This is a genomic window from Mesorhizobium hawassense, from assembly GCF_003289945.1.
In the GTDB taxonomy this organism is placed as follows: Bacteria; Pseudomonadota; Alphaproteobacteria; order Rhizobiales; family Rhizobiaceae; genus Mesorhizobium; species Mesorhizobium hawassense.
Genome location: NZ_QMBP01000002.1, coordinates 629,070 through 639,940 on the forward strand (window position 1 = coordinate 629,070; position 10,871 = coordinate 639,940).

10 protein-coding genes and 1 tRNA gene are annotated in these 10,871 nt (G+C 65.3%); 8 read left to right on the plus strand and 3 right to left on the minus strand.

The window, feature by feature from the left end:
• Positions 1-29: 29 nt before the first annotated feature.
• Genes biuH through atzF form a run of 5 tightly spaced genes read left to right on the plus strand, consistent with a single transcriptional unit; the run spans position 30 to position 5,108 of the window.
• Complete coding sequence (gene biuH, locus DPM33_RS07320) at positions 30-731, plus strand: biuret amidohydrolase (RefSeq protein WP_112096698.1); 702 nt, start codon at positions 30-32, stop codon at positions 729-731.
• Positions 732-741: 10 nt separating this feature from the next.
• A complete protein-coding gene (locus DPM33_RS07325) occupies positions 742-2,271 on the plus strand; it encodes an ABC transporter ATP-binding protein (protein ID WP_112096699.1) in 1,530 nt (509 codons plus the stop codon).
• Positions 2,271-2,939, plus strand: coding sequence for a cysteine hydrolase family protein (locus DPM33_RS07330; RefSeq protein ID WP_112096700.1), 669 nt, complete (start codon positions 2,271-2,273; stop codon positions 2,937-2,939). The genes DPM33_RS07325 and DPM33_RS07330 overlap by 1 nt, the downstream gene beginning before the upstream one ends.
• Positions 2,932-3,282 carry a cupin domain-containing protein gene (locus DPM33_RS07335; protein ID WP_112096701.1) on the plus strand — a complete coding sequence of 117 codons (351 nt, stop codon included), beginning with the start codon at positions 2,932-2,934 and terminating at the stop codon, positions 3,280-3,282. The genes DPM33_RS07330 and DPM33_RS07335 overlap by 8 nt, the downstream gene beginning before the upstream one ends.
• Positions 3,279-5,108 carry an allophanate hydrolase gene (atzF, locus tag DPM33_RS07340; protein ID WP_112096702.1) on the plus strand — a complete coding sequence of 610 codons (1,830 nt, stop codon included), beginning with the start codon at positions 3,279-3,281 and terminating at the stop codon, positions 5,106-5,108. The genes DPM33_RS07335 and atzF overlap by 4 nt, the downstream gene beginning before the upstream one ends.
• A gap of 36 nt (positions 5,109-5,144) precedes the next feature.
• Here atzF and uxuA read toward each other — a convergent pair whose 3' ends face one another.
• Positions 5,145-6,329: a mannonate dehydratase gene (gene uxuA / locus DPM33_RS07345; protein ID WP_112096703.1), complete on the minus strand. Its 1,185-nt coding sequence runs from the start codon at positions 6,327-6,329 to the stop codon at positions 5,145-5,147.
• Between the two features lie 228 nt (positions 6,330-6,557).
• On the opposite strand from uxuA, the gene DPM33_RS07350 reads away from it, so the two are divergent.
• From DPM33_RS07350 to DPM33_RS07360, 3 genes are all read left to right on the plus strand, one after another.
• Positions 6,558-7,340, plus strand: coding sequence for an SDR family NAD(P)-dependent oxidoreductase (locus tag DPM33_RS07350; protein WP_112096704.1), 783 nt, complete (start codon positions 6,558-6,560; stop codon positions 7,338-7,340).
• 158 nt (positions 7,341-7,498) lie between these two features.
• The gene (locus tag DPM33_RS07355; RefSeq protein ID WP_112096705.1) at positions 7,499-8,197 is read left to right on the plus strand and encodes a GntR family transcriptional regulator; all 699 of its coding nucleotides are present in this window, start codon (positions 7,499-7,501) and stop codon (positions 8,195-8,197) included.
• 224 nt (positions 8,198-8,421) lie between these two features.
• Positions 8,422-9,777 carry a glutamine synthetase family protein gene (locus DPM33_RS07360; protein ID WP_112096706.1) on the plus strand — a complete coding sequence of 452 codons (1,356 nt, stop codon included), beginning with the start codon at positions 8,422-8,424 and terminating at the stop codon, positions 9,775-9,777.
• Positions 9,778-9,795: 18 nt separating this feature from the next.
• On the opposite strand, the gene DPM33_RS07365 is transcribed toward DPM33_RS07360, so the two are convergent.
• Positions 9,796-10,437, minus strand: a complete 642-nt coding sequence (locus DPM33_RS07365) for a ThuA domain-containing protein (RefSeq protein ID WP_112096707.1) — start codon at positions 10,435-10,437, stop codon at positions 9,796-9,798.
• A 296-nt stretch (positions 10,438-10,733) separates the two neighbouring features.
• A tRNA-Met gene (locus DPM33_RS07370) sits at positions 10,734-10,810 on the minus strand.
• Between the last annotated feature and the right edge of the window lie 61 nt (positions 10,811-10,871).

Consider the following 10,871-nt stretch of genomic DNA (forward strand, 5'->3'; position numbering starts at 1 on the left):
CGAACCGCTCCCGAGACCGGAGTTTTGCCATGAACGCCAGAGCCGAGATCGCCCAGCGCTACATCGACGCCGATCCCTATCCCTGGCCCTATAATGGCGATCTCAGGCCGGACAATACGGCGCTGATCATCATCGACATGCAGACCGATTTCTGCGGGCCGGGCGGCTATGTCGACCATATGGGCTACGACCTGTCGCTGGTTCGCGCGCCGATCGAGCCGATCAAGTCGGTGCTTTCCGCCATGCGGACCAAGGGCTACACCATCATCCATACGCGCGAGGGCCATCGGCCCGACCTCGCCGACCTGCCCGCCAACAAGCGCTGGCGCTCGCGCCGCATCAATGCCGGCATCGGCGATCCCGGCCCCTGCGGACGCATCCTGGTGCGCGGCGAGCCGGGCTGGGACATCATCCCCGATCTTTATCCGGCCGAGGGCGAGCCGATCATCGACAAGCCGGGCAAGGGCTCGTTCTGCGCCACCGACCTCGAGCTGATCCTCAACCAGCGCGGCATAGACAACATCGTGCTGACCGGCATCACCACCGATGTCTGCGTGCACACCACCATGCGCGAGGCCAACGACCGCGGCTTCGAATGCGTGATGCTGGAGGATTGCTGCGGAGCGACCGACCACGGCAACCATCTGGCGGCGATCAAGATGATCAAGATGCAGGGCGGCGTGTTCGGCGCCGTCTCGAATTCCGCCGCGATCGTCGCCCAGCTGCCATAGAGAACCGACGATGAGCGTAACCCACGGGAAGGCGATCGGCGTCGAGACCATCGGCATGACCATGCGCTTCGGCGCCTTCACGGCGCTCGATGACGTCTCCATCAAGGTGCCGGCCGGCTCCTTCCACGCGCTGCTCGGCGAGAACGGCGCCGGCAAGTCGACGCTCGTCAAATGCATGATGGGTTTCTACCACCCGACGTCGGGCGACATGCTGGTCGATGGACGTGAGGTCGCGATCGCCAGCCCCAAGGATGCCTCGGCGCTCGGCCTCGGCATGGTCTACCAGCATTTCACGCTCGTGCCGTCGCTGACGGGCGCCGAGAACCTGGTCATCTCGCGCGAAAAAGTGCCCGGCGTCATCGACTGGCGCAAGGAGCGCACGGCGCTTGCCCAATTCATGGAACGCATGCCCTTCAAGCTGCCGCTCGACGTCAAGGTGGCCGAGCTCGCCGCCGGCGAGAAGCAGAAGCTGGAGATCATCAAGCAGCTTTATCTCGGCCGCAACTTCCTGGTGCTGGACGAGCCGACATCCGTGCTCACCCCTGGCGAGGCGCAGGAAGTGCTTGGCCTGGTGCGCGGCATGACCAAGGCGGGCGATCTCACCGTGCTGATGATCTCGCACAAATTCCACGAGGTCACCGCATTCGCCGACGACATCACCGTGCTGCGCAAGGGCAGGCTCACCGGAACCGGCAAGGTCTCCGACCTCTCCCACAGGGAGATGGCGGCGATGATGATCGGCGACCAGCCGATCGCCGCGCTCGACAGCCGCGCGGAGCCGAAGCCGGACGCCGAGATCGTGCTCGAGGTGAAGGCGCTGAAGGCACCGGACCGCACCGGCCTCAAATCGATCGACATCGCGGACCTCGGCGTGCACTCCGGCGAGATCGTCGGCATCGCCGGCATCTCCGGCAACGGCCAGAAGGAATTCCTGGAAGTGCTGGCCGGGCAGCGTCCGCGCAATGGCGGCGAGGTGATGGTGCGCGGCACCGCCTACGCGGCGACGCGCGCCGAGGCGCGCGCGCTCAATGTGCGTTTGATTCCGGAGGAGCCGCTGAAGAATGCCTGCGCGCCAAGGATGACCGTTGCCGAGAACATCGCCTTCCGCACCTTCGACGTGGATAGTAGCGGCAAGCCGGTGAGTTGGATTAGCGCTGGCGCCATCAAATCCTTCAGTGCCCGCCTGGTCGAGCAGTTCAAGGTCAAGACGGCGTCGCTCTCCTCGCCGATCGCCTCGCTCTCGGGCGGCAATGTTCAGCGCGCGGTGCTCGCCCGCGAGCTCACCGGCGAGGTCGACCTGCTGATCGTCTCCAATCCGTGCTTCGGCCTCGACTTCTCGGCCGTCGCCGAAATCCGCGCCCGCATCATGAAGGCGCGCAACGCCGGCGCCGCGGTGCTCCTGATGTCGGAAGACCTCGACGAGCTTTTGGAACTCTCGGACCGCATCCTCGTCATGTCCGACGGCGCGCTCGTCTACGAGACCCCGATCGCGCAGGCAAGCGTGCAGACGATCGGCGAGCACATGGCGGGGCACCACTGATGGCGGAAATCGACGCGCAGCCGTTCGCCTTTGTCTTCAAGCCCGAGACGACGGCGCTCATCGTCATCGACATGCAGCGCGACTTCGCCGAGCCGGGCGGCTTCGGCGCCAGCCTTGGCAACGACGTCAGCCGGGTAACGGCGATCGTGCCGACGGTGAAGAAACTGGTTGAGGGGTTCCGCGCCGCCGGCCTGCCGGTGATCCACACCATGGAGTGCCACAGGCCTGACCTTTCGGACCTGCCGCCCGCCAAGCGCGACCGCGGCAATCCGTCGATCCGCATTGGCGACGCCGGTCCGATGGGACGCGTGCTGATCGCGGGGGAGCCGGGCACGGCGATCCTCGACGAGCTCGCGCCGCTGCCGGGTGAGATCGTCATCGAGAAACCCGGCAAGGGCGCCTTCTACGCGACTGGTCTCGGCGATGACCTGAAGCGGATCGGTGTCCGACAATTGGTCTTCGCCGGCGTGACGACCGAGGTCTGCGTGCAGACGACGATGCGCGAGGCAAACGACCGCGGCTATGAGTGCCTCGTCGCCGAGGATGCGACGGAAAGCTACTTTCCCGAATTCAAGGCGGCCGCCCTGGCGATGATCAGGGCGCAGGGCGCCATCGTCGGCTGGACGGCGACGACCGATCAGGTGCTCGAGGGAATTGCAAATGCCTAACCTTGCCTTTGCCGGCCTGCTTGACGGCGGCTGGCGCGATCTGGCGTTCGAGCCCTTCCGCGACGGCGTCACCGTGCACTGGCTGCTCAAAGGCGGCCCCGTCGAACCGTCGGTCGCGCTGCTCAAATACCAGCCTGGCGCCGGCGTGCCGCGCCACCGCCATGCCGGGCTGGAAACCATCGTCGTTCTGGAGGGAACCCAGAGCGATGAGAACTGCGACTACCCGGCGGGCAGCGTGATCCTCAACCCCGTCGGCACCGAGCACTCGGTATGGGCAAAGGATGGCTGCGTGGTGCTGATCCAGTGGGACCTGCCGGTGATCATCCTGGGGGAGACGAAATGAGCGAAATCCGCTTCGACATAGCAAGCCTGCATGCCGCCTACCAAAGCGGGATCGGCGTCGCCGAGGTGATCGACACGGTGCTGGCCCGCATCGCGGCGGCCGACGATGCCGGTATCTTCATCCATCTTGCGACCAGGGCCGAGCTGCTGTCGCAAACCGAGGCGCTCGGCCCGTTTGATCCGGCGGCAAAGCCGCTCTGGGGCATTCCTTTCGCCGTCAAGGACAATATCGACGTCGGCGGCATGCCGACGACTGCCGCCTGCGCCGAATACGCCTACACGCCGGATAGGGACGCCACGGTCGTGGCGCGGCTCAAGGCCGCGGGCGCCCTGGTCGTCGGCAAGACCAATCTCGACCAGTTCGCCACCGGCCTCGTCGGCGTGCGCACGCCATGGCCGATCCCGAGGAACGCGATCGATCCGAAACTGGTGCCGGGCGGCTCCTCCTCCGGCTCGGCGGTGGCGACGGCACGCGGCATCGTCTCCTTCGCGCTCGGCACCGACACCGCCGGCTCCGGCCGGATTCCCGCCGGCCTCAACAACATCGTCGGGCTGAAGCCGACCGTCGGCGCCCTGTCGACGACAGGCGTCGTGCCGGCCTGCCGGACGCTCGACTGCGTCTCGGTGTTCGCGCTGACCGTCGACGATGCCTATGCTGTGCTCGGCGCCGCCTCCGGTTTCGATCCGGGCGACCCCTATTCGAGGTCGGTGCCCATCGCACCGCCTGCAAGCCGCGCGCCCGTTTTGACCGTCGGTGTTCCCGCCGGGCCGGACCGAAAATTCTTCGGCGATGCCTCGATGCAGGCCGGTTTCGAGGCAGCTCTCGCCGCGCTGAAGGCGCTCGGCGCCAGGCTTGTCGAGATACCGTTCGGCGACTTCTACGCCACCGCCGATCTTCTCTACGAAGGCGCCTGGGTGGCGGAGCGCTACGCGGCGATCCGCGACTTCTTCGAGGCGAATGAGGCATCCCTTCATCCGGTCACGCGCAAGATCATCGGCGGTGCCAGGAATCTGTCGGCGGCCGACGCCTTCCGCGGGCTCTATGCCTTGCAGGCCTACAAGGCGCGGCTCGCTCCGGTTATCGCTTCCGTCGATCTGTTCTGCGTGCCGACCGCGCCGACCCACTATACCGTCGATGCCGTGCTTGCCGATCCGATCGCCACCAACAGCCGGCTCGGCACCTACACCAATTTCGTCAATCTGCTCGACATGTGCGGCATCGCCGTGCCGGCCGGCACGCGGGACGACGGCCTGCCGATGAGCGTGACCTTGCTCGCGGCCGCGGGGCGGGACGGCCTCGTCGCGGCGGTCGCGTGCGATCTGCATGCCGCGAGCGGCCTCACCCTCGGCGCGACCGGATGGCGGCAACCTGGCGCGCGGCCTGTCGGCGCATCGGCCGAGGACGGCACGATCGAGCTGGTGGTGGTCGGCGCGCATCTTTCGGGAATGCCGCTCAACGGCCAATTGAAGGAGGCCGGCGCGCGCTTCTGCAGGTCGGCGCGGACGGCCCCTGCCTACAAGCTCTATGAGCTCGCCGGCCAGACGCCGCCCAAACCCGGGCTTGTCCGGGTCGGCAGCGGCGGCGCCGCCATCGAGATCGAGGTCTGGCGCCTCTGCGCCGACGCCTTCGGCCGTTTCGTCGCGGCCATCCCGCCGCCGCTCGGCATCGGCACTATCGAGCTCGACGACGGCACGTCAGCGAAGGGGTTCCTGGCTGAGACCGCCGGTCTGGCGGCGGCGACGGACATCTCGGCCTATGGCGGCTGGCGCAGTTTTGTCGCCAAGGCAAACGGACAGGGACAGCAACTGGAAAGCACGCCTCCATGACGGCGCCGTCCCGGCTGCAAGATTGCTCGGCTCGCGTCACGCCAGCTCGAACCGCTCCACCGCGCGCATGATGCCGCGCAATTCGGCAAGGCCCTTGAGCCGCCCGATCAGTGAATAGCCGGGATTGATCTTGATCTTGCCGATGTCGTCGGCAAGCAAATGGCCATGGTCTGGGCGCATCGGAATGCGCCAGTCGGACCGCCCTTCCTTGCGCCGCCCCGACTCTTCCTTCATCAGCGCCAGGATGACCTCGGCCATGTCGGTCGAGCCTTCCAGATGCTCGGCCTCATAGAAGGAGCCGTCCTTCTCTCGCGTCACGTTGCGCAGATGCGCGAAATGGATTCTCGGTCCGAACTCCTCGATCATCGCGATAAGGTCGTTGTCGGCGCGCACGCCGTAGGATCCGGTGCAGAAGGTCAGTCCGTTCGACGGACTATCGACCGTCCCCAGGATGAAGCGCGCGTCCTCGGCGGTGGAGACGACGCGCGGCAGGCCATAGAGCGAGAAAGGCGGGTCGTCGGGATGGATGCACATGCGCGCGCCGACTTCGTCCGCCGCGGGGATGATCTCCTTCAGGAACCAGGCGAGGTTGGCGCGCAGTTCGGCCGGGCCGATCGCGGCGTAATCGGCGAGCGCATCGCGCATCGTTTCGCGATTATAGGTACGCTCGGTTGCCGGCAGGCCGGCGATCAGGTTGCGCTCGATTTTGTCGATATCCTCGGCGCTCAAAGTCTCGAGCCGCGCTTCCGCTTCCTGCAACCGCGCCGGACTGTAGCTCGCCTCGGCATTCGGCCGCTTCAACACGAAGACGTCATAGGCGGCGAAGTCGAGCGCGTCGAAGCGCAGCGCGTAGCCGGTGGTCGGCAGCCGGTACATCAGATCGGTGCGGGTCCAGTCCACCACCGGCATGAAATTGTAGCAGATAGTCGAAATGCCGGCCTTGGCCAGCGCCCGGATCGTGTCCCTGTACCCGCCGGCGTAGCGTTCCCGCTCCGGCGTTCCGGTCTTGATCGAATTGTGGACGGGAATGCTTTCCACCACCGACCATGTCAGGTCGGCCGCCTCGATGATGCGCTTGCGTTCGAGGATGGCGTCGAGCGGCCAGGCGCTGCCGTCATAGATGTCGTGCAGCGCCGTCACGATGCCCGTCGCCCCGGCCTGCTTGATGTGGTCGAGCGTGACCGGATCGTTCGGGCCATACCAGCGCCAGCATTGTTCCATGACTACCTCTCAAAGCCTGCGATTCAATGCATGTCGGTTCTGAGTGGTCGCCATGCATCAAACAAAGACGTGAAGCGCGTCGACCGAATTCGCTTCAGCGCGAGTGCTTCAGTGTGGTTGCGATCGACCATATTGTCGGATGACAATGGCCGTCAAATCAGGTGATTTCGGTGCCATGCGACGAACCACCGACTAGCGCTTTCGTCCATCATTGCAGGAGTTTTGTCCATGAACGATTTCGACGGCAAGGTCGCCCTGGTGACGGGAACGACCGGCATCGGCGCGGCAAGCGCGCGCCGTCTTGCCCAGGGCGGCGCCGCGATCATCGCGTTGGGCATCGATCAACCCGCCAACGCGCTGCTGCAGGCCGAGCTCAACCGCGCGGGCGCCGCCGCACTCGTGCTCGGCACGGACGTTGCCGTGCCCGACCAGGTCGAGAGGGCGATCGCCGCCGGCGTCGCGAAATTCGGCGGGCTGGACGTCATCGTCAATTCGGCGGCCGTGCATCCCTACGGTACCGCGACGACGACGGATTTCGAGACCTGGAACCGGGCGATGTCGGTCAATGTCGGATCGATCTACCTCACCGCCCGTTTCGGCATCCCCGAGATGATCAAGCGCGGCGGTGGCGCCATCGTCAACGTCGCCTCGGTGCAAGGCACTGCCTGCCAGGAGAATGTCGCCGCTTACGCCACCACCAAGGGCGCGATCCACACGCTGACGCGCTCGCTGGCGCTCGACTATGCCCGAAAGGGCATCCGGGTGAACTCCGTCAGCCCAGGATCCGTCCGCACCCCGATCCTCGAACGCGCCGCGCGCGCCGGCGATCCCAATGCGGATGTCGAAGCCGCCTTCAGGCGTTTCGGCGAAGCGCATCCGATAGGCCGCATCGGCGAACCGGAAGAAGTGGCGGAGCTGATCGCGTTCCTCTGCTCGTCCAAGGCAAGCTTCTGCACCGGGGCCGACTACAGAATAGACGGCGGCCTGTTGGCGGGTATCGGCGTCAGATAGCGCTGTATCGCGATGAAGCGGTTGGAGAGGTGGGTGCGCTCCCTTGCGGCGGCGCGCGCTAACCGTCTATCGTGCATCTCTAATGCCACCGGAAAAGTATCCCGCGGCGGACACAGCGACGAAACCGATTTCAGGGCGAATGAAGCAACGCATAGCCAATGGCCGACAAACCGCAATTCGGACTGACCGCTCTCGCTACCGTTCCCCTGCATGAGAAAGTCTATCTGGAGCTCGTCCGGGCCCTTATGTCGGGTCAGTTGCAGCCCGGCCAGAAGCTGACCTCGCGCAAGCTCGCCAAGGAGCTCGGCACCAGCGACATGCCGGTGCGCAGTGCCTTCACCCGGCTGCAGGCGCTGAGGGCGCTGAGCCCGATGCCGAACGGCAGCGTCGAGGTGCCTCTGATCTCCGCCGATCGCTTCTCGCAATTGACCGCGGTGCGCACGATCCTGGAAGGCACGGCGACAGAGCTCGCGACAAAACGCATCAACGGCAACAATCTGCGCGCGATCCGGCGCCACTGCGCCGAACTCACCGAAGCCGCCCGCAATGGCGGGATCGAAAACTACCTGCGCAAGAACCACGACTTCAAATTCTCGATCTACCGCCATTGCGGCAACGAACAGATGATCTTCCTCATCGAGACGGTGTGGATGCAGGTTGGCCCTTTCCTGCGCAACCTGCATATCGGCTTCGAGGACGATCTCGCCGGCATCCTGGGCATCGACTACCACGAGGAGGTCGTGTCGGCGATCGAGGCCGGCGACGGCGAGCGGGCGCGCGAGGCGATCGTGCGCGACATTGATGAGGGCGCCATGCATATCCTCGCGCAGGTGAAGTTCCCCGAGCTGCGCCACTAGCCGGCGCGCGCCGAATCCGGCTTGGCTTTCGCCGGCCATGTCGCTATGTTGCGATCGCAGATCGCGAGAATGGACCTGAAATGCCGCCCGATATCCCAGCTAGTGACTTGAAAAAATGAAGAAAAGCCATTCGGCATCAGCCGAGGCGGCCTTCATAAACTTACAAGCTGAAAATTGGATATCGTAGCCTGCAAGGGCTACAGCGCCTAAAAAGGGGCTGGAAATTGAGCGATGCGATCACGGACGTTTTGAACTGGCTTGAAGGCAGGAAGGACATCCAGAGCCTGCGGGCGGCGGTGTGCGACCTGAACGGCATCATGCGCGGCAAGCGCATACCGGTCGAGCAGGCGCGCAAGGCGCTCGAAGGCAAGCTGCGCATGCCCTATTCGGCCATCGGCCTCGACATCTGGGGCGAGGATATCGAGGGCAATGCCCAGGTATTCTCGACCGGCGACGCCGATGGGCTTTGCCACTGGACCGGACGCGGCATACTGCCGGTAAACTGGACGGCGCACCCGACCGCGCTTCTGCCGCTCTGGCTGGCGGACGACAGCGGCGCGCCCTATCTGGGCGACCCGCGCCGCGCGCTGGCCCGCATCCTCGACCGCTACGCAGCACTTGGCCTGACGCCGGTCACCGCGACCGAGCTCGAATTCTACCTCGTCGACCCGACGTCGCAGCGGCCTGTCGGCCCCGTCTCGCCGGTCACCGGCAGGCGCCTCGATTCCGACGCGGCGCTCTCGATCGACGAGGTCGACGATTTCGAGGCCTTCATCCACGACATCTACGAAGCCTGCCGCATGCAGGGCATCCCGGTCGACACCGCGATCGCCGAGAACGGCGTCGGCCAGTTCGAGATCAACCTCAACCACGTCCCGGACGCCTTGCGCGCCGCCGACGACGCGGTGCTGTTCAAGCGCACCGTCAAGGGCATCGCCCGCAAGCACGGCTTTGCCGCTTGCTTCATGGCCAAGCCCTATGGCGAGCGCGCCGGCAACGGCTTCCATGTCCACTTCAGCGTCCTCGACAAGGACGGCCGCAACATCTTCGACGACGGCTCGGACCAAGGCTCCGACAGCATGCGTCACGCGGTCGGCGGCCTGCTTGCCGCGATGGCGCAAAGCACGCTGGTGTTCGCCCCGCATTTCAATTCCTATCGCCGCCTGCGGCCGCGTTCCTATGCGCCGACCGCCGTCGCCTGGGGCTACGAGAACCGCATGGTGGCGATCCGCATTCCGGGCGGCCCATCCGCCGCGCGCCGTATCGAGCATCGCGTCTCCGGCGCCGACGCCAATCCCTATCTGGTTCTGGCGGCGATTCTCGGCGCGGCATTGATCGGCATCGAGCGCCAGCTGTCGCCCGGAGAGCCGACCGGCGGCGAAGGCCAGGGCCTCACACTCGCCAAGCTGCCGCCGGACTGGGCCTCGGCGATCGCCGCTTTCGAGGCCGGCCCGCGCGTTGCCGAAATCTTCCCGGACGTGCTGCGCGACGCCTTCGTCGCCTGCAAGCGCCAGGAGCTGAACACTTTCGCGCTGAATGTCAGCGACTTCGAGATCGAGACCTATCTCGAGAGCGTTTAGCCGGGCACGTTGGCCGACTCAGCGCGCGGCCCATGCCAGCCCGCGGCGCAGGATGGTGCGCATCTGCGGCACTTGGAATTCCGATGCCACGTGACCCAGCGACGAATAAAATACCCGTCCCTTGCCATGCCGCCGCTTCCACACCACCGGCATCACGACGCCGTCGATCCACGACGCGTGCGAACCGGAAAAAGTTGTGGTCGCCAACACCTCGTTCGAAGGGTCGACATGCATGTAATACTGCTCGGAGCGGTAGGGGAAATCCTCGATGCCCTGCATGATCGGATCATCGCGCCGCGCCACGTTCACCCGATAGTCGATGATGTTGCCGGGATGCGCGACCCACTGCCCGCCGCACATGAATTGGTATTCGGGCGATTCGCGAAACGCGTCGCCCATGCCGCCATGATAGCCGCCAAGGCCGACGCCGTTCTCGACCGCCTTCGTCAGGTTGGCTTCTTCCGCTTTGGTAAGCTTGGACATCGTATAGATCGGCACGATCAGACTGAGCTCGGCGATCGCCGGATCGGCGAAGATCGCCGTCGTGTTCTCGACCTGGACGGCAAAGCCTTCTTCCTCCAGCATCGCCTTGACGGCGCGCGCCCCGGCCTCCGGCTCGTGCCCTTCCCAGCCGCCCCATACGATCAGCGCGTTCCGCATTTTCCTCTCCATCATCTGCTGTATTGGTTCTGTGGGAGCAGGTAAGCCGAAAGACAAGCCGATAACGGCGCCGGCTGCAATTGGTTCGGCCGATTGGCCTGCCCGGGAGCGGCGCATAAACAAAAACGGCCCGCTTGGCGCGGGCCGTTTTTGGTGTTGGTTTTGGGGACAGGATTTGGGTTTTCTGTCCCGCGGCGTCGGCTACGCCTCCTTGCGGGCTCCTGATGACCGGTTAAATCGCCGGCCACCACGGCCAGATACAAAAGAGCCCGCACGAGGGCGGGCTCTTTTGTATTTGGTTGCGGGGACAGGATTTGAACCTGTGACCTTCAGGTTATGAGCCTGACGAGCTACCGGGCTGCTCCACCCCGCGTCACCTACGAGCAAGCGTTTGCTTGCGACCTACGAGCAAGCGTTTGCTTGCGTCCATAGAG

Bases quoted from the DNA above. Each gene is read 5' to 3' on its own strand.
- DPM33_RS07365 (WP_112096707.1), bottom strand. From the start codon at position 10,437: ATGCGGAACGCGCTGATCGTATGGGGCGGCTGGGAAGGGCACGAGCCG.
- DPM33_RS07330 (WP_112096700.1), top strand. From the start codon at position 2,271: ATGGCGGAAATCGACGCGCAGCCGTTCGCCTTTGTCTTCAAGCCCGAG.
- uxuA (WP_112096703.1), bottom strand. From the start codon at position 6,329: ATGGAACAATGCTGGCGCTGGTATGGCCCGAACGATCCGGTCACGCTC.
- biuH (WP_112096698.1), top strand. From the start codon at position 30: ATGAACGCCAGAGCCGAGATCGCCCAGCGCTACATCGACGCCGATCCC.
- DPM33_RS07335 (WP_112096701.1), top strand. From the start codon at position 2,932: ATGCCTAACCTTGCCTTTGCCGGCCTGCTTGACGGCGGCTGGCGCGAT.
- DPM33_RS07350 (WP_112096704.1), top strand. From the start codon at position 6,558: ATGAACGATTTCGACGGCAAGGTCGCCCTGGTGACGGGAACGACCGGC.
- atzF (WP_112096702.1), top strand. From the start codon at position 3,279: ATGAGCGAAATCCGCTTCGACATAGCAAGCCTGCATGCCGCCTACCAA.
- DPM33_RS07325 (WP_112096699.1), top strand. From the start codon at position 742: ATGAGCGTAACCCACGGGAAGGCGATCGGCGTCGAGACCATCGGCATG.
- DPM33_RS07355 (WP_112096705.1), top strand. From the start codon at position 7,499: ATGGCCGACAAACCGCAATTCGGACTGACCGCTCTCGCTACCGTTCCC.